Raw genomic sequence first — 25115 nt, forward strand, 5'->3', positions numbered from 1 at the left:
TAGAATAGACCTGGAACAGAGATCGAAAAGTAAGGGGATGTTGAGTTAATGCTTAACATTAACGGACAGCACTATCTGACCCCTGGCTTCTGGCCTCTGACTTCTGAAAAAGGAGATTATAAAGATGACACCCTTAGATCGAGGTTTAGATAAAGCGAGAGTGCTGATTGAGGCGCTCCCCTATATTCAAAAGTTTGCCGGAAAGACTGTGGTCATAAAGTATGGAGGCCACGCTATGCTGGAGCAAGATCTGAAGGAGAAAGTAATGCTAGATCTTCTGCTCCTGCATTCCGTAGGAATTCGTCCGGTGGTGGTTCATGGGGGAGGTCCTGAGATCAATTCCATGCTGACGAAGGTCGGCAAAGAAAGCCATTTTATTCGGGGGCTGAGAGTTACCGATAAAGAAACCATGGAGATTGCAGCCATGGTCTTAGTGGGCAAGCTCAACACAGATATCGTCTCGATGTTGAACCGTTTCGGTGGTAAGGCAGTTGGACTTTCAGGAATGGATGCGCAGCTGCTCCAAGCGGTGAAGAAGCCCATGCAGATGCAAAATTCCCAAGGGGAATTAGAAGATGTGGATTTGGGCTTCGTAGGTGAAGTTGAGCAGGTTCGGCCGGGGATTCTCACCACTCTTCTTGAACAAGGTTACGTCCCTGTTATTTCACCACTAGCTGGCGGGGAGGATGGGGAATCTTATAATATCAACGCGGATACGGCAGCTGGAGAAATTGCTAAAGCTCTTAAGGCAGATAAATTCCTCTTGCTAACGGATGTGCCTGGAGTTTTACGAGATGTTGAAAACCATGATTCCTTGATTTCCGTGATTGAGGAAAAAGAGATTCCTAAATTGGTTGAGGAAGGTGTCATCAGTGGGGGGATGATCCCCAAGGTAGAGTGTGCTCAAGAAGCTCTCCAAGGGGGAGTTGGAAGTGTGCACATTCTAGATGGACGCATACCTCATGCTATTCTCTTAGAACTATTCACTGATGGTGGGATTGGAACCATGTTCCAACCTTAAAACAAGAGCTTTATGAACCCAAAAAAGCGATATGAAGGAGGAAAAAAGGATGAACGAAACTAATGCTATTGTTCAGCGGGGTCAAGCCGTTGTGATGAATACCTATGGCCGTTTGCCCATGGCCCTTGTCAAAGGGAAGGGCACCTATGTCTGGGATGCCGAAGGAAATAAATATCTAGATTTTGTGACCGGGTTAGCTGTCAGCTCTCTGGGGCATAGCCATCCAGTCGTTGCTGAAGCCATTCAAAAGCAAGCAGAAGAGATTCTGCATACATCGAATCTCTATTGGATTCCTAAGCAAATTGCTCTAGCTGAAAAATTAGTGGAGAACTCCTTCGCGGATAAGGTCTTTTTCTGCAACAGTGGGGCCGAAGCGAACGAAGCTGCTATAAAATTAGCCCGTAAATATGCCAAAGAGCATTATGGTAAGGATAAATATGAAATTCTGACTCTGGTCAATTCCTTCCACGGTCGGACTTTAGCCACCTTAACCGCTACAGGACAAACCAAATATCAAGAAGGTTATGCTCCTTTACCAGAAGGCTTCTCCTATCTTCCTATCAATGATGTGGTCCAATTGGAAGAGAAAATGAGTGAAAAGGTAGCCGCCGTGATGTTGGAGCCCATTCAAGGGGAGGGTGGAATACTTCCCGTGGATGTGGAGTTTATCGAGAGGGTCCGCGAACTTTGCAATCAACAGGGTGCCCTCTTGATCTTCGACGAAGTCCAAGTAGGATTGGGGAGAACGGGTAAACTCTTTGCCTATGAGTGGACTGGTGTAACACCCGATATTATGACCCTAGCCAAGGCTTTGGGGGGTGGAGTGCCCATCGGAGCAATGCTGGCCACAGACAGGGTAGCTTCCACCTTTAAGCCGGGAGACCATGCCTCTACTTTTGGGGGGAATCCCTTGTCTACGGCTGTGGGCAGTGCGGTGATGGACATTCTCACCGAGGAAGGGTTTATGGAAGATGTCCAGAAGCGGGCCCAGTATTTTAAGCACGAGCTGCAAAAGCTAGCGGACAAATACCATACCGGAGAAGGAATTCGCGGGCAGGGCTTTATCCTTGGTTGGCCCATTGACCGCTTAGGACCAGAGATTGTGGAAGCCGCCCGAGCCAAGGGACTACTCATTAATTTTGCAGGAGGGAAGGCCTTAAGGTTTTTGCCACCTCTGAATGTGTCCATTGAAGAGATGAATCAAGCCATAGCTATTTTGGATCAGATTTTTAGCGAACGTTGGTAGAGTGCCAAAAAGCGTTCCCGTAATGCAGAGGGACAGGTGTTTCGTATTGAACGAAGACAACCTGTCCCTTTTTGCTTATCCACTTCACTAAATTCCCCACTAAAGATGTGGAATATTTCATTAATACCTTTACACTTAGTCCTTTTCGTTCCCTTGAGCTAGTCGATTTGAATTAAAGATATACTATAATTCATCTATGGAATTATCATTAGCCCCCTTCCTATTGTTCTGATGATTTGTTATCATTATCACAGGCTATCTACTACTAAATTAACATTCTGGCTGGATTCGTTCAATAGGTCTTCAGTGAAATGCGACACGATAACACAACACATCCTTGATGTGTTCTCTTCGATGATGTCCAAGAACGAAAGAGCAGAGATGATTGATGAAATGACCGATACGGTCCATAACATGGTCTTTGCACTTCAAAGAGTCTCGTAGGCGAATAGAAGTATTAGTCCACGGCAGATAAGGTCTGTTTACTATCTAGCGTTAGGAATCAAAGAACTTGCCTAGAGTGAGGTTGTTTGGAGGGATGGTTGATGAAAGAACTTACAAATACTAACAAGGTTTATGGCAAGGGGCAAACAAGGATCAATCAGGAATGGTTTGAGAAAGCCCAATATGCTTTAAACCCTAGCAACATGAAAAGTTGGACGACGGGGATACGCTTTTCCCAGATCCCGTATCTCATTATTTCTCATCTCAAGCCAGCCCTTCTGAATACCTATATTGATCTGGCCAAAAGCTCAGGTGAGTTAAATAGCTCCTTACTTGACAGGTATTACTTCATTTATTGCACCGATGAAAAGGGCAATATCCGTAACCTTTCTCTGAGTCCTGATGTCAGTCACCATGTGGATCAACATCTGCGCAATTATATGATCGATCTTTTTGATCGAGAAAACATCTGGGAAGACGCTGTTCAATGGTATTGGAATAATTCTATGACCTGGACGATTGAAGCCATGTCCCATGAGTTTTGCCTAGGAGCTCAGGCTCGTATGTCGGAAAAAACTTGGTCGAAGGTCTATTCCAAAACCCTTTGTTATGCTGGCTCTGAGCGATTTAATGACATGTTTGATATTTATGCTCAAAACTTCGTTACCCTGTATATGCAATCTTTTGGTAAAAAACACCTTGAACCCTCTCGTTTTGAGTTAACGACTTTTGAGGAACTTTTAGGCTTAAATTCGCCCTCGAGAGGGTTACAGACTATTCTACAACCGAAAATTGAGAATGACCGATTGACTTACCTTACTACCCTAAGTCAGGCAATGTATCAGCAGTTGCGCAAGGCTGTAGCGATTGTGGATTTTCCGTATAGCGATTCAAAGATATGGCCAAGTGCAAATCTCGAGACCCAAAGCGGTAGCTCTAAGGGGAAGGCAGTCCTTAAAGTGGGACGGGACGAAAATCTGAGCGTCCTGGAGAAGTTTCCTCTTGGTATGAATGATGAAACGGTGGATGTTATGGATTCCATCTGTCATTTATGGCTCAAGAAAGCACAGTCCCACCAAACAAGAATTCTAATTCGTGCTGATGATATCTTAGATTTGCGTGGCTTGCGTAAACAAAAGAATGGTCAAGGCCAGCGGGGAGGTTACAAGAGTGAGTGGCGGGAGCGCATCGCCAATCACATGGATATTTTAGACCACCTCTGGATTAGTCCGGATAAGGAAGGGTCACCTCTTGATGAAGAAAAGGCCTTTATCTTCTCCCAGCTTAAGGACTTTCAGCAAGTCGGTAGCCAAGGGGAATACACCTGGGAGGTGAGACCTGGGGATCCCCTCATTCGAGAAATGCAGGAAGGTAAACGACAAACTGCTTTGCTTTCTAAAAGAGTCTTAGAACTCGACCCCTACCGGCAATCTTATGAAAAGCGAGCCTCTCGTTATTTTTCTTGGCTATGGCGGAGCAGACAGTCTCGCGCCCAATATTTGAAGCCTATTCGGGTCCCTACTCTTCTCGAAGCTATTCATCTTGACTATAAAACATCCCGTTCGGCGAAAATCATTGAACGGTTTGAGAAGGTGCTGGATGTTTTGAAGGATAAGGGGATTATTGCCCATTGGCAATATGATCGGGTCTATAAAAATGGACGTGACTGGCTTGACTTAAAACTGGTCGTGGAGCCTCCCCAGGCCATTTTTGATCAATATGCCAAGATTAAATCACCAACCAAGTACCCCGCGAAGACCCTTCAATCAGATAAGATGATGCTCTTCGGAATTGGGCCTCAATTGAGAAACGAGCGATTAAGGCGAAGATTGACTCAGATGCAGGCAGCTGAAGAGATTGGAATTGACCAGACTACCGTTTCAAAGCTAGAACTTGAACGAAGAAGTCCTGATTCTCAGACTGCCAGGAAGATTGAACAATGGCTTCAAAAATCTTCTCGTTGAAGAGACTCAATCATCTCTACCTTATAATGTCCTGCACTCTACCTTATCCTTCTGGATACTCTACCTTATCTGTGCTTGAGAAGGGCTTTAATCCATTGATACCAAGGGTTATGCTCTCTTAATGACATAAACTATACTGACCGTTTGCCCATCTGCGCGCCTGCAGATGGGCTTGTTTTATAATGATAAGGGTTATAGACAAAGGAGGAAATGGACCTCTCAGAAATGTGAAAGTGAATTCAAAGAGGAGGTGAAACCATGAAAAAAGGTATGAATCTGATAAAAAGTGCTTTTTTAATCGTCGCTTTTGCTCTGGTCATCTTGGTTAGCTCAACAAGCGAAACTCAAGCTTTCGTCTCTATGAGTGAGGATCAGGTCACGTGTACACCCTGCCATGAAGATGGACGTAAAGGGGATGGTAAGGGCGGAGAAATCCATCCTGAAGCGACAGGTAGTGGCGAAACAACAGAAGGTGAAGGTACAAAGGCAGAGAACCCGATTCTCTCCCAGTATCAAAGCACGATGAGTGGTAACCTTATCATTGCTCCAGTGGCTACTTGGGACGATCTCTTTGGTTGGGTTCAAGCTCAACCCGCAGTGAAAATCGAGGCTAAATATGACGAAGCTTTTGCTAAGTAAAAGAGATTTCAATATTGAATAAGGGAGTGAATTCTCAGTGAGCGAGAATACAAATGTAAGTCGACGAAATTTCGTAAAGGGAGGTCTCGCTACGGCAGTTGCTGCAGCAGCAGTGGGAATAGGTCTCGTAGGTTGTAGTAGCGAGACGAAAGCACCTGCTCCCCAAGATTCTACCGGATCTTGGGATGCTGAAGCCGATGTTGTGGTTGTTGGATTTGGTTGTGCTGGTGGTGGGGCTGCGGTGTCTGCAGCTGAAGCTGGAGCATCTGTATTGGTCCTAGAATCGATGGCCATTCCCGGTGGAACGACGCGGGTTTCTGGTGGAGCCTTATGGGTGCCAGCTAATCCTATGATGAAAAAGGAAGGCATCGCGGATTCCATCGAAGAAGGTCGTCAATATATCCTGAAGGGAAACGATGGTCAAGTTGATGAAGAGCTGATCGACGCTTACTTGGAAAATGGACCGAGCGTTGTTGAGTTTCTAATCAATAAACTGGGTGTTGAATTTAAGTTCGGCTATCCAGATTATCACCCTGAATGGGCAGGAGGTAAAAGACTGGGGCGCAGTATCAGCCCTGCCTACGACGGCAAAGGCTCCGGTGAAGCTTTGATGGCTGCTCTTTATGACTATTCCTTAGCAAAAGGGGTTAAATTTGCCCTCAATACTCATGCCAAGAAACTGATTAAAGATGAATCCGGTAAGGTGATTGGGGTCTTCGCTCATCAAGAGGGCAAAGAAATCCGTGTCAAAGCCAACAAAGGTGTTATCCTAGCAACAGGCGGCTTTGAGTGGGACAAATCCTTATTGAAGACCTTCCAAAGAGGTCCAGTGGAAGCTTCCGTAGCCTTTAACCCTGGCAGTGGCGGCGGAGTTTATGGCTGCGGCGACGGCTTGAGAATGGCCATGGATGCAGGGGCAGATCTCCGCAACATGAACGAGTCTTGGGGTTTGATGGTCTACCTACTCCCAGGTTGGGAAGAGGAAGTTGCTAATTACCGCCAAAATGCCAAAGATTATAAAAAGAGCACCTGGAAAACCATTATTGGGGACTGGTTCCTTTGGAGAGGAAAACCTGGTACCATCGTCGTCAATAAAGAAGGCAAGCGCTTCCTCAACGAAGCTTGCGACTATGACACCTCGGCTTATCCCTTCTATGAGCGGGATACCTTTGGTGAAACCCGTTGGCGCAACCTGCCAGCGTTTGTCATCGCTGACTCCGTTCAATGGAGCAAATATGGCATTGCTGGTGCTAAAGGGGATAATGTCCCTGCACATATCACCCAAGCCGATACTTTGGCCGAATTAGCCCAGAAGCTTGGCATTGATGCCAAAGGCTTGGAAGCTACAGTTACCGAATTCAATAAACATGCTTCCCAAACTCCCCCCACAGATCCTCACTTCCATCGTGGGGAAAGCTATTTCGATCGCTTTGCCTCCGGAGATTATGCTATGGCCCAGGCTGACCCTGAAAATCCTGCCTGCACTTTGGCTCCTCTGACCAAAGGCCCATACTACGGTATTCAGATTCACTCGGCTAACTGCGGAACTTGCGGTGGAGCACGCATCAATAGTAAAGCCCAAGTCATCGACGTCTATGGTAATGTCATCCCTGGCCTCTATGCCGCTGGTAACGCAGCTGGCCTAGGTGGACCTGGAATTACCTATCATGGTCCTGGAAATCCCATCGCTGGTGGAGTGATTTTCGGCTACCTCGCCGGACTGGACGCAGCCCAAAAAGCGTAAACCAGTAGAAAAATAGTATACAAAAATAGGACGGGTTTTAGCATATCATAGGGCTAAAGACCGTCCTATTTCCCTTTTGTTCTAGGTATTATGGTATTGTATAATTCATATATTCCAAAAGTATAATTGCTTTAGGTGCGCTGCACTCATTGTTGCCTTTATGACGCTCATCATGACCCAAAGGTGCTGTTGGAAAAATGTAACATGTGATAGACTAGAGAAAAGATTGTAAACGTAGAAAGAAGGGATATTCGGTGTCAGAATATAAGGTTGTATTTCATATTGATGAGATTGGTAAGTGGAAGCTTCTATTAGCAAATGTTAGCAATTTATTAAATGCTATAGAAGACAAGAAGTTCCGGATTGAGGTTTTGGCGAATGCGGAAGCGGTTAAGTATTATGACACTACTCAAGATTTAGATACTGACATTAGTACTATGGAAGTTTTAAAGGATAAAGGGATAGAATTTGTTGCCTGCAATAATGCCCTGACGGCTAATCATATCGAAAAACACAACATGCTTCATTTTATTAATATTGTGCCTGCTGGCGTTCTTGAACTTGTAGAAAAACAAAGTGAGGGATACGCTTATATAAAACCATAGATATCGTTTGGAAGGAGATTAGTGATGGAATCCAAAAGAATAAGTCAGTACATAAGATCGATTGAGTTGGCTAGAGATAAGGTTCCATCATTTTCTCAGTATCCTTTTAATTTACCGGCTGTGACAAATTTAGACACTCTATCGTTGCATCCAAAGGTCACATTTTTTGTTGGAGAGAATGGTTCAGGTAAGTCGACAATATTGGAAGCAATAGCGGTAGCTTATGGATTTAATGCTGAGGGAGGGACTAAGAACTTCAATTTTTCATCCCGTGCGACCCATTCTGACCTGGATAACTATATGAAGATCGTTAAAGGTATCCGCAAGCCTCGCACAGGTTTTTTCTTTCGAGCTGAAAGCTTCTATAATTTCGCTTCGAATATTGATGACCTAGATTCAGAATTATCGTGTGGGCCACCTTTAATCGATTCTTATGGAGGTCGTTCTTTACATGAACAATCCCACGGAGAATCCTTTTTTGCTGTATTTCTTAATAAGTTTAGTGGTGAAGGTCTCTACATTCTGGATGAACCCGAGGCTGCCTTGTCCCCCTCTCGACAGATGTCGATGCTTGCGAGGATGCATGAACTAGTTGAGCAGGGGTCTCAGTTTATTATTGCCACCCATTCCCCCATAATCATGGCCTATCCGGAGGCTACGATCTATCAAATACAAGATGAAATTGAAGAAGTAAGCTATGAGGAAACGGAACATGTCCAAATCATGCGCACCTTTTTAAATAAACCACAGAAAATGCTTAGACTCCTATTGGAGTAAGGCCTATTGGAATGATACTTACGCGCTCCCCCTTTTGCTAGTCAAGCTCAGTATTATTTGATATACTCATCTTGGGCAGTATCATTTAGAACTGCACCTTTTACTTGGAATCCAAGTTATTCAATTATTACTGCCTGTATCCATGTGGAATAGGACAGAGGGATGAAACAGTTTTTTAAAGTTCCTTCTGTGAAGGGACTTTTTTGTTTTATACCTCTCCTGAAGAAGGGGGAAAAATGATGAAAACAACAACAGATTTCTTGGCAATGAAAGAGCAAGGGCAAAAGATAGTCATGGTCACCGCCTACGATTATCCTGGGGCTAAGCAAGCGGAGCATGCGAACGTGGATATGATTCTTGTAGGTGATTCCTTAGGAAATGTCGTACTGGGGTATGATTCAACCATCTATGTGACGATGGATGATATGGTTCATCATGCGAAGGCGGTTAAACGGGGAGCCGGCAATACATTTGTTGTGGTTGATATGCCGTTCATGAGCTGTCATCTCTCCGTTAGGGATACCCTGATTAATGGCGCAAGGCTGCTTCAGGAAACGGGTGCGCAGGCAGTGAAGATTGAAGGGGCGGACGAAGTGCTCACCCATATCTCCGCACTTGTCAGAGCCGGGATACCTGTGGTATCCCATCTGGGGCTGACTCCCCAATCTGCGGCAGTCCTCGGTGGGTATAAGGTTCAGGGGAAAGATGCCGAAGCGGCTAGGAAAATAGTCGAAGATGCAAGGAAATGTCAAGAAGCAGGGGCCTTTGCGCTTGTCCTTGAATGTGTTCCGAAACAGCTAGCTGAAGAAATTACCTCGATACTCGCCATACCGACTATTGGGATTGGGGCAGGTGTCAATGTGGATGGGCAAGTGCTTGTCTATCATGACCTGCTCGGTTACGGAGTAGAACGGGTTTCTAAATTTGTCAAAACGTATGCTCGCGTGAATGAAGCGATGGTGCAAGGTATTCAGGCCTATGCCGACGAAGTAAGAAATGGAATTTTCCCTACTGATCAGCATAGCTTTACTATGAACGAAGAAGAGTTAAAGACACTTTATGGTGGCAGAGAATAGTTGAGGTAATTGATGGAGATTCAAAATCCACGCATGAGTCGTCGCAAATTTATTGCCCTTGGGGCTGCAGCAATAGGAGGGGTAGCCTTGACCACCAAGGTGGGATCGCTGGATGATACAACGGATAAAATGGTGAAACCTGCTTTTACCCTGACCCCCGGGAAATGGAAGGACCAAGATCTAACCGTAGCGTGGCTTGGCCATGCAGGTTTTTTAATAAACTTTTACGGAACCAAAATCTTGATTGATCCAGCGTTTTATGAGCGAATCGGCTTAACTCCTGTAGGTAACTTCACCATCGGGATGAAGCGATACATTGCTAGTCCGGTCACGGCAGAGCAGATTGGACATGTGGATCTCCTTATATGTTCTCATGCCCATACGGATCATTTTGACTATCCAAGTATAAGGGACATGCAGTCCTTGAATACCTCTGTTATCACGGCTAAGGGCACCCAATCCCTTTGGGAGGGGTTGGCATATAAAAGCATCGCTGAGATGAATTGGGGTGACGAAAAGGATTACGCGGGAGGGCTCCGAGTCAAAGCCATCGAGGGTGAACATTGGGGAGCTCGTTTACCTTGGAACAAAGAAATGGAGTCTAACTCTATCCTTCTTTCGAAAAACGGCGTCAACATCTTCTTCGGTGCGGACACAGGCTACACCGAAAAGTTCCAACAGCAGCTCAGGGAAGTGGATATCGAGCTGGCAATCATGGGTATAGGAGCCTATTCCCCTAAATCCTTTGAAGCCCGCCATGCCACTCCGGAGCAAGCTATTCAGATGGCAGAGGAAATAGGCGCAAAAAAGATCCTACCCATGCATTGGGGGACCTTTAAGATTTCCCAGGAGCCCATGGATGAGCCGATTAAACGCTTTAATCAGGCAATGGCGGGCAAGCTGGATAAGGTTGCACTTCAAGAGGTTGGGGCGACTTGGGTTCAGCCTTAACTTTTGGCATAGTCGATAAGAAACATTCTGGGCATCACTGGGATGTTTCTTATTATTCGCTTAATCCCATGAAGTGAATATCTCGCATATATGTAAACGCTCCACAGCCGAGGCTAGGAGCGTTTTCCATATTATCTAGTAGTTTTTTATAACTATGTGTAACACGATCTTAGCTTACAGCTACAATTCCAGCGGAGTTTTGCAGCTGGATTGATTTTTTAACCGCATTTGCTAGAATATCTTCTTTAGACATCTCTTTGGCTCGACGTTTTGCTTCTTTGCGATCTTCTTTATCGAAAAGGTAAAGGAGGAGACCACTGGCATAAAGCAAGCCGATGAGTCTTGCAGTACGCTGACTCGGCTTTTCTCCCCTGATAAGAGCTCGATGAATTCGTTCAACAATGTCTTTCTTGGTCCGGGGGTCTCGGACGGGATAGCGGGTAGTGGTAAAGAAGAAAAATTGCTTTTCTTCTTCTCGCACCAGAGCTTTATCCACCATTTCTTCAAGAAGTCCTTTTCTTAAGCCCTTCAAGGAGCCACTCAGTTTTCCTACCCAATGCTCGGGGGAGCGCTGGCGCTTGCCGGAATGGAGTAGACTGAGGGCTGAATTAAGTCGCGAATTATTTAGCGATCTGGAATCAAGAACGCTCAAAATCTTTTTATCCGCGGCAATGCGCTTATGGAGTTCTAGCTCCATAAGGATAGCTCCGGCGAGACAGTAGTTCATCACCGTACTGGCAGTAAAAGAAAAATTGCCTTTATCTTCGTTGAGGGAGAGGAGAAGAACTTCTTCCATGAGGCTTAACATTATCCATCGCCTCCTTCGTCAGGTGTCACGGTTTCTTTATCCTTATTCAGGCGTCCCGCTTTACGGACGGATTCTCGAAGCAAAAACTCGATATGAGCATTGACACTTCTGAATTCATCGATAGCCCATTTTTCAAGGGCAGTATATAGTTTAGGGTCAAGTCGTAAGGCGAATTGTTTTTTGGGCATACTCATCAACACCTGTCTTATCTCAGAGGTCAGAAATTAATGGTACGAGGCCGAACGTCAGAACTTGCAGTTCTCCAATAGGTTGTATTTTACTTGCACATTCGAAACTCTCTTAACTCTGATTTAATATTATTGTGCGTTGCTTTGGGATCAAATGACCTGTCACCGCAGTTCTGTCCCGCGGTTTCCTAAGATTCATCAGTAAAGAGAACCTGTGTTTATGACAGGCTGGGCAGAGCGGTCTGAGACAATAGCCACCAGCAGATTGTTAATCATAGCGGCTTTGCGCTCTTCGTCGAGCTGAACCACCTTATCCTTTTCCAAACGTTCCACCGCCATTTGTACCATGCCCATAGCCCCTTCGACAATGATCTGGCGGGCATCCAGAATAGCATTAGCTTGTTGACGTTGGAGCATGGCCCCGGCGATTTCGGTGGCATAGGCTAAGTGAGTTAGACGTGCTTCTATAATTTGAACTCCTGCAACCTTGAGACGCTCTTCAAGCTCAATAGTGAGCTGTCCGGCCACTTCTTCAGAGTTTCCTCGGAGAGAATAGCCTTCTTTTTGGAAATTGTCATAGGGGTAGCGGCTGGTCACATGGCGGAGTGCCGTTTCGCTTTGGATCTCGACAAACTGCTCATACTTATCCACATCAAAAATGGCCTTGGCAGTATCCACGACCTTAAAAACGATGACTGCAGCAATCTCAATCGGGTTTCCTTCTATATCATTGACCTTGAGGGTTTTACTGTTGAAGTTACGAACCCGTAATGAGACAGATTTGCGCATGGAAAGGGGAATGGTGAGCCAGAGTCCAGGTTCACGAATGGTCCCGGTGTAGCTACCGAAGAAAGTGATGACATAGGATTTATTGGGCTGGACCACAACAATCCCGCTGGACAGAAGCAAGCCAATGAGGATCAGAACGCCTCCCAGGATAAACTGCATCTGGAATAGAAGTGCAATGCCGCCGACAAGTAAGGCCAAAAAGATGACCACAGCAAGATAACCATTGAGGACCCAAGCTTTTTTTTCTTTCATAGTGGATAGCCTCCTTTGACTCGTTAAGTCAAATATTATTTCGATAGTACTATGATATCACTGTTGCAGTAATATGTAAACAGATTTCTAGGGTATATTTTAGCGAGTTATAGTACAGTTTGTCTAACGAGAGGGAATTAGAGTTTGATCGGAACGTATGGGTATATAAAAAAAGCCCGGCGAAGCCGGGCTTTCGTTAAGTTTCTCAGAAGAGGAGTCATTGATTGAACACGGGTTATACTTTTGGCCGTTGCGTCCTTCGTTAACCTTCATTGATAATCAGAGCCATCATAACAAGGTCGTCATCAGTAAGATTCTCTAGGCCATGGTGTTCTCCCACTTTAATCACGCAGACATCACCAGCACCGACTTCAGTTTTCGTCCCATCATTATCGGTGAAGATACCTTTACCGGAAAGAATATAGTAAGGCTCGGTGTTGCCAACATGCTGATGGTAACCTATACTGCTATGTGGTTTAATGGTGACCTTGGCATAGACATTCCCATGACCCATTAACTCTTCTTTAGTCAGAATATGAGAGAATACCACCCTTCCTTCGCCCCCACGAGCGTTATAAACTGTCTCATCGATCGTTTTTCTGATCATTTTATATCCTCCTCATTAGGTTATATACTTCAGAATAACCCTAGGTAATCTAAAAGTAAACCGAATAGTATATCCAATAGTTATTTCTAGGATATTTGTAAAGAGAGGTCGATTAGAAGGGCCTTAGATTATTCTGCTATAGCTTTTTTGAATATAGAAGATAATAAAAAGTGAATAGTGGAAATGGAGAGAAAATATGGTATAGTAAACGATGTGAATTAATTATTTTTTAATTAATAACATACATCTATGGAGGAGGCTGCTATGAGTAGACGAACGCTGAAATTTGGGGTGCTCGCCGTAAGTGCCATGGGCATGGGCGCCATGGTCACAAATCCAGTCTTGGCTGATATTATGAAGGCTTTCCCTGATGTCGATCCCACAACGATTATGTTGATTTCTGGTCTGCCCTCCTTGTTTGTTGTTTTTTTCGCACCGGTCTACGGAAAATTAACTCAATACTTACCTAAGAAAACTCTTCTCGCCATTGCGACACTGTGCTTTGCCGTGGGTGGAATCATGCCGGCTTTCCTGAGTAATTTTACAATTATATTAGCCATGCGTTGTTTACTGGGAGTGGGTCTTGGGTTTCTCTTACCAATGGCAGCAGATTTAATCTCAGACTTTTTTGATGGTCATGAAAGAGAGACTATGATGGGCTTTCAATCCGCCTTTACCAGCATCGGCGGTATTATGTATCAATTGGCGGGAGGTTTTCTCGGTTCCTATGGCTGGAATTATGCTTTCTACGCCTATATTATCGGTATTATCATCTTCTTTGCCGTTCATCTGACTTTGCCGGAACCCCAGCGCAAAGTCATCCCCCAAGGTGAAAAGATGAAAATGCCCAGTCGAGTGTACAGCAGCTTTTTTTCCTTGTTCGTCTTTCAAATTATTTTGTTTATCCTCATGAACAACGCGGCAGTCATGCTTGATGGAGAAAAGATGGGCGATGCGGCATCCATTGGCGTAGCCTTGACCCTGATGACAGTTGGTGGTTTAATCGGTGGTTTTTTTGCAGGGAAAGTCATGCGCATTTTAAAAGAATACACCTTTCCTATACTATACCTCATCTGCGGAGTTGGTTTTGGCATTGGCTATACCTCCTACACACTTCTCCAGTTTTTTGTCGCAACCACGATCATCGGTTTATCTATGGGTGTCTTTGTACCTTCTTGTTGGGTCAAGCTTTCGGTATCGGTCCCACCACCCTTAGTTGCCTTGGCTATATCCATTGGCGTTAGCGCCATGAACATCGGCGGCTTTTTTCAGCCCTACATCTATGCTGGTATCAGTAAGTTGTTCGGCCTCCAAATCGGCAGAGATTCCTTCTTAGTAGCAGTAGTCGCCAGTATATTGATGGCTGTTTTCGTTTTCATTGATAGTAAAACCTCGAGAAAAGCTAGCGCTTAACAAGGAAAGGCATAAAAAGACCACAAACAAGCGGAGCTCCTTTTATGACAAGGAGTTAGCAATAAAAAAAGGGCTGCCCACTTCGTGGCAGCTCTTTTGGTGTCCCTGTTCACTATAACTTTGTTCCACATTGAGAACAATAGCTGGCCCCTTCGCGTGTTTTTTGACCACAGGTAGGACAGAAGTTCGCTGAATCTCTTGATGCGACCTGTGAAGTCGTAGTGGAATGAGAAGGGTTGTATGGGGAATCATAAGGAGATTCGGGTGTGCTATATGGGTCCTTGGGAGGGATATAAGAATTACTTGGCGGTGGATAGGAAGCTGCGGGTGCCTCAGGTCGGCTGGGCGGTGTGTCTGGTGCAGCATTTGCAGGTGACTCAGTAGGTTTATTCTCTTCATAAGCTGGATGGTACCGTGAATCAGGCGAAACAGGAAAAGGAGAAGTTTCCGGTCTCAGTACTGGCGCAGTTGGATTGTGGTATAGATTACCGATAGGCTTTGCTTTTTCCTCTTCTTCAAGGGTAAATACCCAAACGATGGGGAGGATCGTCAAAAAGGGAGTAACAATGAAGGAGAGAATCAGCCCGATCTCTGGAGAGCTTTTGTCAAACAAGCTAATCAAAAGTTGAAGACCCATTATGGTTAAAAAGGCTCCCCACAAGGGTCCCATATGGCGACGGTAGAAGCTCCAGCTTTCTCTAAAGGCTCGCCCAAAGGGAAGGTGAAGCTGGGTTAACATTCTATAAGGTGCAGCTAGGACCCAAGGAGCCAGAAAGACTCCTAGAGCAACAAAAACAAAAACATAGACGATCCCGAACAAAGCCATGGCATACTCGGACCGAAAATTTATAGCCATCACTATTCCTGAACTAATCACAATAAACGATACAATCGTGAGAATGACATACCAACCAAAGAGGCGAGCAAAGCCCTGAAGCCGGATATTCCGAAATTGGGCCTTTTCAACATAGGCTTTTTTTGTTAGATGAAAGATTCCGACTTGGAATATGGAAGACATAAGCAACCCTAACACAATAAGCAGAGCGATCCCCAGCAATAACATAGGGGCCATATCCATATAGGGTTCCAATTCCTCAAAGTAGGGGGTTAATTCCCCGAAAGAGCCATAACCAAAGTTTGTCATAGAGCCATTGTCGGGTGGAACTGGGATGGAGGGGTCGGAAGGGAAGGATGAACTGAATTCACCTGAACGGAGGATAGGCATGACTGCTGCCACTACCGATATGGCAGCTATAAGGATGGTGGTGATCACAAAAATAATGTAGAAGCCAAAAAGAGGGAGAGTCATTCTCTTAAAGGTTTCGATGGTTTTTTTCATACGGGCAGTCCAAGTCAAGTATAAACCCCACCTTTCAGGTACCTTTTAAGTACTTATAATTATTTTACATGGGGGATGACATTTTGAATAGTACATTATAGAAACTTTACGTTACCTTATGTGATTCAGAAGGTGCTTATACTATAATTAAAGAGCTGGGAATATTTAAGTTGGAAGAAAGTTGGTTGAATTTCAAAGTAAGTTCCACTTTATCGAGGTAAATTCCACTGAAAGTCACCCATTCTTGTTTGTAGAAAAGAAAAGGGTGACTTTTTTTCAGTTTTGGATTAAAATAGGGCCAAATCCGGTGTAAAAGCAGCTGAAAAAGGGCGCAGGTATCTGCGAGTGGAATTTAGTAGACTTTTTCGCATAGTAAATTCCACCCGGTTTAATGGGGTATGAAGCTGCTTCCCGGTAGTGTCATGACAGGAAGAAATTAACGGGTGAGGTTAATTTTTTTCTGTCATTTCTTTGCGTTGTTCTTCAATAGCCCGATAGGCATCAAGATAACTGGTCTCCCGTCCTGACTCATCGGTATAACCCCATGGATTGCCTAGACAATGGACGGCAGTCTCCTTAAAAAGAGAGGAATTCATGATGACCTCATTGGGCGGAATTTTGTGACACCCCAATGCCTTAAGAAGATCTTCCCCATAGAGGAAAGCCAACATGTCATAAGGGCATTTATTCCCCAAGCTTTGCCGACTGTAGGAATTGATGTTGTCCATCATGCGGCTGATGTCGACCTGGGTAAACTCATCCATACGGGTGCCTTTAGGAATAAAATAGCGGATCAGCTCGTGATTCCTCTCGGCAGAGCCTTTCTGCCCAGGTGAAGAGGCATCGCAGTAGAACAGATGAGTTCTGCGGTTTTGTTGTTGGTCAAACTCCAAGGCATTTGGGTTAGAGAACTCAGAACCATTGTCCGTCAGCAAAATCGGCATAACCCTCATAAAGATGTCTTGGCCAAGGTTGAGTTGAAGGTCTTCCAGGATAGTGATGACGGATTGAGAATCGTTGGTTTGCCGTAAAAAGGCAAGCATGAATTCTGCCTTCACGAAATGAAGGGTAAGAAGAACCTTGCCCCCTTTACGACCTTCTACGGTGTCCATTTCCACAAGAGGTAGGTGGGGATTCTCGTTGAGGAAATGCTGAAAGTCATTGTAGGTTCTACCGATTCGGCAAGCCTTGTCGACCTTGAGCTGTCTTTTTATCTTGCGCTTAGCATAGCGTACTTTCCGTGGCATATCGATGTTTCTTGCGGTGAAAATATTAAAGTCAATTAGACGATAGAGGGTGCTTTTGCTAACCATGAGGGAATCCTTATTGTTGGCACAGATATGATTCAGGGATTGCCCCTTTTTGATGAGAGGGGAAATGATGGAGTCGAGGTGTTTTACCTCATCTTCCGAGAGAGATATACCCTGTCTGGCTTCGGAAAGAACTGCCTGATATTCGGTATGGGCTGGTGCAGCATGGTAAAAGCGTTTCTCCAAAGTGCACTTATTAAGCTTATCGCATCCGTTGCAAACATAAGGCGGTTTGGCATGTCGTGGGCAGAGTTGACACTCAAAAGACGGGCACATAGCATTGCATAATTTGCAGCGGCGGCAAAAGCTGGGCCGGTGCGAATAATGACAGGGTGTGCAGAGCAGCCTATGATCGCAAGTATAGCGGTGGCGGCAAGCATTGTAAGCATTGCCTTGACAGCCTATCCGTTTGAAGATGATATGGCGGCGAACCTCTTTGGAGATGGTGGTGCAATCCTTATCTAATTCTTTAGCGATTGCCTTAAAAGAGTAGGTTTTATCCAAAAGCGAAGAGATGGTCACCCGTTCATCAAAGGTTAAATGTTTTTGGTTAGCCATGTCAGTCCCTCTTTCTTTCTACCGGGACACAGCTATCCCAATATAACCTATTTGTCTGAGTGAATTCCACCCTTTAATCTTTCCAAATTAAATTCCACTTTCCCAAGTGAAGGGGTGGAACTTAGTTTGGAAATTAAGTTTGGAAGAAAGTTTAGAAGCGAAAAGAAAAAGACTATTGTATTTTTATACATTAGTTAGTATAATAATTCATATTAAATAAAGCTAGGAAGTGGGAGATGCAATGCCAGTTTTAGATAAGGAGCATTTTGTCGGGCGAGATTTTATTTGTCTTCAGGATTTTACTCCAGAAGAGATTTTACACATGCTAAAGGTAGCTAAAGCATTGAAGGAAGAGAGAAAAGCGGGTATTCCCCATCCGGTTCTGCAGGGGAAGACCTTAGCCATGATTTTTACCAAGTCATCGACACGTACACGCGTTGCCTTTGAAGCCGGTATGATTCAATTGGGAGGGCATGCCTTGTTTTTGAGCAACAGGGATATTCAAATCGGACGTGGGGAACCTATCAAAGATACGGCTCGAGTTTTATCTCGAATGGTGGATGGAATCATGATTCGGACCCATAGCCATCAAGATGTAATTGAGTTAGCCCAGTACGCTCAGATTCCCATCATCAATGGTTTGAGTGATTTTCTCCATCCGACCCAAGTTTTGGCTGATTTGCTCACCATCCACGAACATAAAAGTCGTCTGGAAGGCCTAAAGATGACTTACATTGGAGACGGTAACAACATGGCTCATTCTCTAATGTTTGCTGGAAAAATGGGTATGCATGTCGTAATTGCATCACCTCCTGGCTATAAACCAGATCCCCAAGTAGTAGCCACCGCTCAAGAGCATGCCAAGAAGAACGGTGGCCTAGTGGAATGGATGGAGGATCCACTTGTCGCAGCCAAGGAAGCGGATGTGCTTTATACGGATGTTTGGGCTAGTATGGGACAGGAAGAAGAGTCTCAAATCCGCATGAAAGATTTCCAAGGGTATCAAATTAACGGTGAAACCATGAAAGCAGCAAAATCCTCTGCCATTGTCATGCATTGTCTCCCCGCCCATAGGGGTGAGGAAATCACCGAAGAGGTTCTAGAAGGGGCGCAGTCCGTTGTTTTTGATGAAGCGGAAAATAGGCTTCATGCTCATAAAGCAATCATGGCATTATTGCTTTAAATGCAGGAATTTAGAGTTTCGCAAAGAATTAATATCGGTTAAGGCAACAAAACTTCAGTTGGAATCATTATCACCTGAAGCTAGTTTCTATTGCTAAGTGTTTTTATATCTGAGTTAAGAAAGGAAGTTATCCTCAATGAAAAAGGTAGTGCTCGCATATTCTGGGGGATTAGATACCTCGATTATTATCCCTTGGTTGAAAGAAAATTATGGTTATGAAGTAATTGCCATGGCGGCTGATCTCGGACAAGGTGAAGAACTGGAGCCCCTTCATGAAAAGGCCATTAAGAGTGGAGCCAGTAAATTATATATTGAGAATCTCCAAGAAGAGTTTGTTACTGATTTTATCTATCCGACCTTAAAGGCCGGAGCAATATATGAAGGAAAATATCTATTAGGTACCTCCTTTGCCCGCCCCTTAATCGCCCAACGCTTAGTGGAGATTGCGGAGAAAGAAGGGGCTGTGGCCATCGCTCATGGTGCCACAGGAAAAGGGAATGACCAAGTTCGCTTTGAACTAGCGGTCAAGGCCTTGAACCCTGATTTGGAAATCATTGCACCTTGGCGGATTTGGGATATTAAATCACGGGAAGATGCCATCGATTATGCGGTGGAGAGAGGGATTCCCGTGCCAGTAACTAAGGATCGCCCTTACAGCATGGACCGTAATGTTTGGCATCTCAGCCATGAAGGTGGCGATTTAGAAGATCCCTGGAATGAGCCCAAGAAGGATCTCTATCTTCTTGGAGTGTCACCCGAAGATGCACCGGATCAAGCGGAATATGTGGAGCTGGATTTTGAACAAGGTATCCCGGTCTCCCTAAACGGCGAGAAGCTAGGCCCTGTTCAGCTGTTGGAAGCCCTCAACGCAATCGGTGGCAAGCATGGCATAGGCATTGTTGATATGGTTGAAAACCGGCTGGTAGGCATGAAGTCCCGGGGTGTTTATGAGACCCCAGGTGGAGCCATCCTTTACACTGCGCATCAAGCTTTGGAGCACTTGACTCTGGATCGTTTAACCCTACATTATAAAGAACAAATTGCCCTGAAATATGCTGAACTCGTTTATGATGGCGTTTGGTTTTCTCCTTTGCGGGAAGCCTTGGATGCTTTTGTCGATGTCACTCAGAAAAATGTCACAGGCACTGTACGCCTGAAGCTGTACAAAGGAAACTGCAGCTTAGCCGGAACTAAGTCCCCTTATTCTCTCTATAGTGAGGAATTTGCCACCTTCGGAAGAGATGGCGTTTATAATCAAAAGGATGCTGAAGGCTTCATCAACCTTTTTGGCCTTCCTCTTAAAGTCAGAGCACTTATGGAGAAAAAGTCAGGGTTGAGATAACAGAGATCAAGAAATGAAGCGCCCTCTGGGCGCTTTTTACACTTTATTCATTACCTTATTATTGTTAGCCAGGCGTTCAAGCGACAATATCACTAGAGAGACGCCTATTAAGAAAGGACGGAATACGAAATGAAACTTTGGGGTGGCCGTTTCGAAAAATCCACAGATGCTTTGGTGGAGGATTTTCATTCTTCCATATCCTTTGACCAGCGCTTATATAAGCAGGATATACAGGGTAGCATTGCTCATGCACGGATGCTCGGGGAAATCGGGGTCCTGACCGCGGAAGAAGCGCAGGAGATTATCGAAGGCCTTAAAGGCATCTTAACGGATATCCAAGCTGGAGCGATCGAATTTGAAATAGGTGCTGAAGACATCCATATGAATGTGGAGAAACTCCTGACAGAACGGGTAGGCACCGTAGGTAAGAAGGTGCATACGGGAAGAAGTCGTAATGATCAAGTGGCTCTTGATCTACGCCTTTTCCTTAGGGAAGAAATCGATCACACCAAGGATTTGCTGGTGGCACTTCTGCGAACCATCCTTAACCTAGCCAAGGAACACCAAGAGACCTGGATGCCCGGTTATACTCATATGCAAAAAGCCCAACCGATTACCTTTGCTCACCATATGATGGCTTATGCCCAAATGCTGCTCAGGGACCTAGGTCGTCTTCGGGATACCCGTAAACGCCTCAACGTATCACCTCTAGGCTCCGGAGCTTTGGCCGGCACAACCTTTCCCCTTAAGCGGGAAATGGTAGCGGCTGAGCTGGGCTTTGACGGGATTACTTGGAACTCCCTTGATGGAGTCAGTGATCGGGACTTTGCTTTGGAATTCCTCAGTGCTGCTTCCATCATTATGATGCATCTTAGCCGCCTCTGTGAGGAGTTGGTGCTTTGGTCGACAGGAGAATTTCAATTCGTCATCATGGATGATGGTTACTCTACCGGATCGAGCATTATGCCGCAAAAGAAGAATCCTGATGTGGCAGAATTGGTCCGCGGCAAGACAGGTCGTGTCTACGGGGATCTAATGGCGCTACTCACCGTCATGAAAGGCCTTCCTTTGGCCTATAATAAAGACATGCAGGAGGATAAGGAGCAAGTCTTTGACGCTGTAGATACCGTGCAAAAGTCGCTCCTGGTAGTCGAACCCATGTTGAGAACCATAAAGGTCAATAAAGAGGCTATGGCAAAGGGTGCCAAGGGTGGCTTTACCAACGCTACCGATTTAGCCGATTACTTAGCTAAAAAGAACGTTCCCTTCCGAGAAGCTCATGAAATCGTGGGCAAGCTGGTTCTATACTGCTCAAAGCGAAGCTGTGGCTTAGAAGATCTAACCATAGAGGAGCTTCAAGAGCAATCTCCCGTGTTTGAAGAAGATCTCTTTACCAGCATCGGTATTGAATATTGTGTTCGTCAACGGAATATTCCCGGCGGTCCTTCACCAACACGTGTCGCTCAAGCCATTGCTTGGACAGAAGATGCCCTGGCACAACTGTCCATTCAGTGGATAAGCCGGTTAGATTTCAGTCGAGAGCTGAAGTAAGTTTTCTTAAGTGGATAATGTGGATAACTCAAAAATCTGTGGATAACCCTTAATTATACCCATACGGGGTATATAAATAATTAAAAAACTCTTGGAAAAACAGGTGTACAGGCCCCGAAAGAAATAAAGAGCATAATTACCCTGTGCATAGTGTGGATAATTCTGTGGATAACCTTCGAATAAGTTCCCTATTGAAGTGGGTAATTCTGTATAGTTTTTTCTTTCCTGTGGACAAACTGAAGAGAGATATAATGACTTAAGGTGTGTTTTCTTTATAAATTGAAGAATGGTAGAAAAGAAGAAAAGTTGGAATTCAGGAAGGGGGAGGATTAAAATGCGTGATGTAGCGCTGCTAACAGATCTATATCAACTGACTATGATGCAAGGCTATTACCAAAATGGTTATGCGGATAAGGATGCAGTTTTTGATCTGTACTTTCGCAAAATTCCAAGCGGCGGCGGTTATGCCATCGCTGCCGGACTAGAGCAGGTTGTGGAGTATATTGAGGGTCTGCAGTTTTCCGTGGACGATCTGGATTACCTAAAGGGATTAAATCTATTTGCTGAGGATTTTCTCAAGGTCTTACAGGACTTCCGCTTTCATGGGGATATCGATGCCGTGCCCGAAGGTACGGTGGTGTTTCCCTATGAACCGATCCTGCGAGTGAAAGCGAGGATTTCAGAGGCTCAGTTGATTGAGACGGCGCTCTTAAACATCGTGAATTTTGAGACCCTGATCGCCAGCAAGGCTTCCCGGGTGGTGGCTGCCACCGGAGGGGGTAGTGTCATGGAATTTGGCCTCAGACGTGCCCAAGGACCTGACGCAGGAATTATGGGCTCGCGAGCCGCCTTTATCGGAGGGTGTCAATCGACTTCCAATGTGTTAGCAGGAAAGAGGTATGGGATACCCGTTTCCGGAACCCAGGCCCATAGTTGGATTCAATGCTTCCCTAGTGAATTGGCTGCGTTCCGTGCCTATGCTCGTACCTTCCCAGATCAGTGCCTGCTGTTGGTCGATACGTATAATGTCCTCAAATCGGGGGTCCCCAACGCCATTCAGGTGGGTTTAGAGCTGGAGGCAGAGGGACATCCTTTCTTAGGTATCCGCATTGACAGCGGTGATTTGACCTATCTATCCCGCGAAGCCCGCAAGAAGCTTGATGCTGCGGGCTTGAAGCATGCCAAGATTGTGGGCTCTAATGACTTGGATGAACACACCATCACGGCTATACGAGCTCAGGGAGCGGCTATCGATTCCTGGGGGGTGGGCACCCATCTGATTACATCTAAAGACACGCCTGCTTTAGGCGGAGTGTATAAGCTGGCTGCGGAAGGCAAAGATGGACTATTCGAACCGCGTCTTAAGGTCTCTGAGAATATCAGCAAGATTACCAATCCGGGTATTAAGAAGATCGTGCGTTTTTACGATCAACAAGGGAAAGCCATGGCTGATCTCATTGCCTTAGAAGACGAACAGTTTCAAGAGCCCTTGACTATCTTTGATCCCATCCAGACCTGGAAAAGGAAGACCCTGACCAATTTTAAGACTCGAGAGCTTCTGGTACCGGTTTTCCGAGGAGGCAAGCGGGTCTACGATCTTCCGAACCTTAAGGAGATTCAAACCTATGCTCAAAGGGAATGTGATAGCTTGTGGGATGAAGTAAAGCGTTTGGTTAACCCGCATCACTATATCGTAGACCTATCTCCTAAACTTTTCGAGCTGAGACAGTCCTTATTGCTGGAGATTAGCAATTCAGTGGAAAAGGTAAGCAAAACCATGAAATAAGCGCTCTCAGAGCGAGCGCTATCAGGATTACAAGTGTATTATGACATAGAGGAGGCTAAAACCTATGTGGAGTCCTGAAGAATTAGAAGCACGAATCAATCAGACTGTAGAGTGGCTACGGGAGCGTGTTCAAGAGGCTCATGCTCAAGGTCTGGTAATTGGTGTCTCTGGCGGGGTAGATTCGGCTGTGGTGGCCGGCTTAAGTAAGCGTGCCTTTCCAGACAACTCCGTTGGGGTAGTGTTACCTGCTGGGTCGAACTCTGTGGATCGGGAGGATGCCCTCCTGACAACGACGACCTTGTCCTTGCCGACCATGGAAGTGGATCTGACCCATGCTCACCAGGACATCCTAGCCTCAGTCAAAGCAGCACTGAGCGTACAAGGCTATACATTTGAGGAAAAATTAAGTCAGGGTAACTTAAAAGCGCGCTTGCGCATGGCTGCCTTATATACGGTAGCCAATGCCCTTAATTACCTTGTGGTCGGAACGGACAATGCCCCCGAGTCGTATACTGGGTATTTCACGAAATATGGTGATGGTGGGGTTGATATTCTCCCCCTAGCCTCCCTAACCAAAGCTGAAGTGAGAGCCTGGGCAGCTCAGCTAGGGCTACCGGATAAAATCGTCAATCGGGTTCCTACCGCTGGATTATGGGAGGGGCAAACCGATGAGCAAGAGATGGGAGTTACCTATGAACTCATCGATCGTTACCTCTTAGGGAAAGAGGTTCCCGAGGCTATCCAAACGAAGATTGAAGACATGCATCATCGAAGCGAACATAAGAGACAGGTGCCACCGGCTCTTGCCTTGCCTAAACTTACTGAGCTTTAGGTTTTTCAGCCTTGGTCTTGGGTAAATGCTTGTTTCCTGTGGCATATTTGTTAAGATTTAAATAGTATAGATGATGATATGCAAAAAAAGGGGGCAAGGTAGTTGCGAATCGGAGTAGACATCGATGGTGTGGTTTCTGATAGTTATAGGGCTTGGGTCAGGGAACTGAACGGGCATTTTGGAACCAATATTCTAGAACTCAAGAATTACGATATGCATTTGGATTTTGGGGTATCTTGGGAAGCTATGGGCAAGTACTTCGATGATAATGTGGCTCATCTATTTGACATACCACACCCTGTGGCTGGTGCAAAGGAAGGCATTGACAAGCTCATCAGGGAAGGCCATGAGGTGGTCTATGTTACTGCACGCTCCTTGGAGGAAGAAAAGTATACAGTGCGTTGGCTGGAAAAATACAAAATTCCTTATGAGCACATTCTTTTCACCAGCTTCCAATGCAAAGTAGAATACGCTTTGCATTGGAAACTGGAGATTTTCTTGGAAGATTACCTTGGTAATGCCCAGGCAATTTCTGAAGCAGGGATTCCTGTGCTCCTTTTGGATGCCAGCTATAACAAAGGGGAATTACCCTCGGGAATCACTCGTTGCCAAGATTGGCATGAGATTATAAAAGAAATCAGAGAAAGGTCGTCCTATCCTAAATCCGCCTCAATATAAAAATAAGGGAAG

At 45.3% G+C, this 25115-nt stretch carries 22 protein-coding genes; 16 read left to right on the top strand and 6 right to left on the bottom strand.

Going from position 1 to position 25115, the window contains the following annotated elements; all coding sequences use genetic code 11:
- Positions 1–124 precede the first annotated feature (124 nt).
- The 9 genes from argB (at position 125) to DESDI_RS02740 (ending at position 10467) form a co-directional block, all read left to right on the top strand.
- Positions 125–1021 (top strand): acetylglutamate kinase, encoded by an 897-nt coding sequence (gene argB, locus DESDI_RS02700; RefSeq protein ID WP_015261101.1) that lies wholly within the window; start codon positions 125–127, stop codon positions 1019–1021.
- A 49-nt stretch (positions 1022–1070) separates the two neighbouring features.
- A complete protein-coding gene (locus DESDI_RS02705) occupies positions 1071–2267 on the top strand; it encodes an aspartate aminotransferase family protein (protein WP_015261102.1) in 1197 nt (398 codons plus the stop codon).
- Positions 2268–2812: 545 nt separating this feature from the next.
- On the top strand, positions 2813–4675 hold the full coding sequence (locus DESDI_RS02710) for a helix-turn-helix domain-containing protein (RefSeq protein ID WP_015261103.1): 1863 nt from the start codon (positions 2813–2815) through the stop codon (positions 4673–4675).
- A 258-nt stretch (positions 4676–4933) separates the two neighbouring features.
- On the top strand, positions 4934–5314 hold the full coding sequence (locus DESDI_RS02715; protein ID WP_015261104.1) for a hypothetical protein: 381 nt from the start codon (positions 4934–4936) through the stop codon (positions 5312–5314).
- Between the two features lie 37 nt (positions 5315–5351).
- Entirely contained in the window at positions 5352–7058 is a 1707-nt protein-coding gene (locus DESDI_RS02720) for an FAD-dependent oxidoreductase (RefSeq protein ID WP_015261105.1), read from the top strand.
- Positions 7059–7312: 254 nt separating this feature from the next.
- Positions 7313–7663 (top strand): DsrE family protein, encoded by a 351-nt coding sequence (locus DESDI_RS02725; protein WP_015261106.1) that lies wholly within the window; start codon positions 7313–7315, stop codon positions 7661–7663.
- Between the two features lie 24 nt (positions 7664–7687).
- Entirely contained in the window at positions 7688–8440 is a 753-nt protein-coding gene (locus DESDI_RS02730) for an AAA family ATPase (protein ID WP_015261107.1), read from the top strand.
- Between the two features lie 239 nt (positions 8441–8679).
- Positions 8680–9516 carry a 3-methyl-2-oxobutanoate hydroxymethyltransferase gene (panB, locus tag DESDI_RS02735; RefSeq protein WP_015261108.1) on the top strand — a complete coding sequence of 279 codons (837 nt, stop codon included), beginning with the start codon at positions 8680–8682 and terminating at the stop codon, positions 9514–9516.
- A gap of 12 nt (positions 9517–9528) precedes the next feature.
- On the top strand, positions 9529–10467 hold the full coding sequence (locus tag DESDI_RS02740; protein WP_015261109.1) for an MBL fold metallo-hydrolase: 939 nt from the start codon (positions 9529–9531) through the stop codon (positions 10465–10467).
- Between the two features lie 169 nt (positions 10468–10636).
- Here DESDI_RS02740 and DESDI_RS02745 read toward each other — a convergent pair whose 3' ends face one another.
- The 4 genes from DESDI_RS02745 to DESDI_RS02760 form a co-directional block, all read right to left on the bottom strand.
- Positions 10637–11275 (bottom strand): GOLPH3/VPS74 family protein, encoded by a 639-nt coding sequence (locus tag DESDI_RS02745; RefSeq protein WP_015261110.1) that lies wholly within the window; start codon positions 11273–11275, stop codon positions 10637–10639.
- Positions 11275–11469: a type II toxin-antitoxin system antitoxin gene (locus DESDI_RS02750; protein ID WP_015261111.1), complete on the bottom strand. Its 195-nt coding sequence runs from the start codon at positions 11467–11469 to the stop codon at positions 11275–11277. Before DESDI_RS02750 ends, DESDI_RS02745 begins: the two co-directional genes overlap by 1 nt.
- A gap of 192 nt (positions 11470–11661) precedes the next feature.
- The gene (locus DESDI_RS02755) at positions 11662–12504 is read right to left on the bottom strand and encodes an SPFH domain-containing protein (protein ID WP_015261112.1); all 843 of its coding nucleotides are present in this window, start codon (positions 12502–12504) and stop codon (positions 11662–11664) included.
- Positions 12505–12766: 262 nt separating this feature from the next.
- Positions 12767–13111, bottom strand: a complete 345-nt coding sequence (locus tag DESDI_RS02760) for a cupin domain-containing protein (protein WP_015261113.1) — start codon at positions 13109–13111, stop codon at positions 12767–12769.
- Between the two features lie 264 nt (positions 13112–13375).
- On the opposite strand from DESDI_RS02760, the gene DESDI_RS02765 reads away from it, so the two are divergent.
- Positions 13376–14524 carry an MFS transporter gene (locus DESDI_RS02765; protein ID WP_015261114.1) on the top strand — a complete coding sequence of 383 codons (1149 nt, stop codon included), beginning with the start codon at positions 13376–13378 and terminating at the stop codon, positions 14522–14524.
- 112 nt (positions 14525–14636) lie between these two features.
- On the opposite strand, the gene DESDI_RS02770 is transcribed toward DESDI_RS02765, so the two are convergent.
- Positions 14637–15863 (bottom strand): zinc ribbon domain-containing protein, encoded by a 1227-nt coding sequence (locus DESDI_RS02770; RefSeq protein ID WP_172635876.1) that lies wholly within the window; start codon positions 15861–15863, stop codon positions 14637–14639.
- A 449-nt stretch (positions 15864–16312) separates the two neighbouring features.
- Entirely contained in the window at positions 16313–17731 is a 1419-nt protein-coding gene (locus DESDI_RS02775; RefSeq protein ID WP_015261079.1) for an IS30 family transposase, read from the bottom strand.
- A gap of 241 nt (positions 17732–17972) precedes the next feature.
- On the opposite strand from DESDI_RS02775, the gene argF reads away from it, so the two are divergent.
- The 6 genes from argF to DESDI_RS02805 all read left to right on the top strand — a co-directional run bounded on the left by argF (position 17973) and on the right by DESDI_RS02805 (position 25103).
- Positions 17973–18914 carry an ornithine carbamoyltransferase gene (argF, locus tag DESDI_RS02780; RefSeq protein ID WP_015261116.1) on the top strand — a complete coding sequence of 314 codons (942 nt, stop codon included), beginning with the start codon at positions 17973–17975 and terminating at the stop codon, positions 18912–18914.
- Positions 18915–19050: 136 nt separating this feature from the next.
- Positions 19051–20256: an argininosuccinate synthase gene (locus DESDI_RS02785; RefSeq protein WP_015261117.1), complete on the top strand. Its 1206-nt coding sequence runs from the start codon at positions 19051–19053 to the stop codon at positions 20254–20256.
- Between the two features lie 129 nt (positions 20257–20385).
- On the top strand, positions 20386–21807 hold the full coding sequence (gene argH, locus DESDI_RS02790; protein WP_015261118.1) for an argininosuccinate lyase: 1422 nt from the start codon (positions 20386–20388) through the stop codon (positions 21805–21807).
- 334 nt (positions 21808–22141) lie between these two features.
- On the top strand, positions 22142–23593 hold the full coding sequence (locus DESDI_RS02795) for a nicotinate phosphoribosyltransferase (RefSeq protein WP_015261119.1): 1452 nt from the start codon (positions 22142–22144) through the stop codon (positions 23591–23593).
- A gap of 64 nt (positions 23594–23657) precedes the next feature.
- Positions 23658–24425 carry an NAD(+) synthase gene (gene nadE / locus DESDI_RS02800; protein WP_015261120.1) on the top strand — a complete coding sequence of 256 codons (768 nt, stop codon included), beginning with the start codon at positions 23658–23660 and terminating at the stop codon, positions 24423–24425.
- Positions 24426–24527: 102 nt separating this feature from the next.
- Positions 24528–25103, top strand: a complete 576-nt coding sequence (locus DESDI_RS02805; RefSeq protein WP_015261121.1) for a 5' nucleotidase, NT5C type — start codon at positions 24528–24530, stop codon at positions 25101–25103.
- The last annotated feature ends 12 nt before the right edge of the window (positions 25104–25115 follow it).

Origin of the sequence: Desulfitobacterium dichloroeliminans LMG P-21439 (assembly GCF_000243135.2) — a bacterium.
Classification (GTDB): domain Bacteria; phylum Bacillota; class Desulfitobacteriia; order Desulfitobacteriales; family Desulfitobacteriaceae; genus Desulfitobacterium; species Desulfitobacterium dichloroeliminans.

Bases quoted from the DNA above. Each gene is read 5' to 3' on its own strand.
- DESDI_RS02795 (WP_015261119.1), top strand. From the start codon at position 22,142: ATGCGTGATGTAGCGCTGCTAACAGATCTATATCAACTGACTATGATG.
- DESDI_RS02770 (WP_172635876.1), bottom strand. From the start codon at position 15,863: ATGAAAAAAACCATCGAAACCTTTAAGAGAATGACTCTCCCTCTTTTT.
- argF (WP_015261116.1), top strand. From the start codon at position 17,973: ATGCCAGTTTTAGATAAGGAGCATTTTGTCGGGCGAGATTTTATTTGT.
- nadE (WP_015261120.1), top strand. From the start codon at position 23,658: ATGTGGAGTCCTGAAGAATTAGAAGCACGAATCAATCAGACTGTAGAG.
- DESDI_RS02705 (WP_015261102.1), top strand. From the start codon at position 1,071: ATGAACGAAACTAATGCTATTGTTCAGCGGGGTCAAGCCGTTGTGATG.
- DESDI_RS02750 (WP_015261111.1), bottom strand. From the start codon at position 11,469: ATGAGTATGCCCAAAAAACAATTCGCCTTACGACTTGACCCTAAACTA.
- DESDI_RS02710 (WP_015261103.1), top strand. From the start codon at position 2,813: ATGAAAGAACTTACAAATACTAACAAGGTTTATGGCAAGGGGCAAACA.
- DESDI_RS02765 (WP_015261114.1), top strand. From the start codon at position 13,376: ATGAGTAGACGAACGCTGAAATTTGGGGTGCTCGCCGTAAGTGCCATG.
- DESDI_RS02745 (WP_015261110.1), bottom strand. From the start codon at position 11,275: ATGTTAAGCCTCATGGAAGAAGTTCTTCTCCTCTCCCTCAACGAAGAT.
- panB (WP_015261108.1), top strand. From the start codon at position 8,680: ATGAAAACAACAACAGATTTCTTGGCAATGAAAGAGCAAGGGCAAAAG.
- DESDI_RS02755 (WP_015261112.1), bottom strand. From the start codon at position 12,504: ATGAAAGAAAAAAAAGCTTGGGTCCTCAATGGTTATCTTGCTGTGGTC.
- argB (WP_015261101.1), top strand. From the start codon at position 125: ATGACACCCTTAGATCGAGGTTTAGATAAAGCGAGAGTGCTGATTGAG.
- DESDI_RS02730 (WP_015261107.1), top strand. From the start codon at position 7,688: ATGGAATCCAAAAGAATAAGTCAGTACATAAGATCGATTGAGTTGGCT.
- DESDI_RS02740 (WP_015261109.1), top strand. From the start codon at position 9,529: ATGGAGATTCAAAATCCACGCATGAGTCGTCGCAAATTTATTGCCCTT.
- DESDI_RS02760 (WP_015261113.1), bottom strand. From the start codon at position 13,111: ATGATCAGAAAAACGATCGATGAGACAGTTTATAACGCTCGTGGGGGC.
- DESDI_RS02775 (WP_015261079.1), bottom strand. From the start codon at position 17,731: ATGGCTAACCAAAAACATTTAACCTTTGATGAACGGGTGACCATCTCT.
- argH (WP_015261118.1), top strand. From the start codon at position 20,386: ATGAAACTTTGGGGTGGCCGTTTCGAAAAATCCACAGATGCTTTGGTG.
- DESDI_RS02715 (WP_015261104.1), top strand. From the start codon at position 4,934: ATGAAAAAAGGTATGAATCTGATAAAAAGTGCTTTTTTAATCGTCGCT.
- DESDI_RS02785 (WP_015261117.1), top strand. From the start codon at position 19,051: ATGAAAAAGGTAGTGCTCGCATATTCTGGGGGATTAGATACCTCGATT.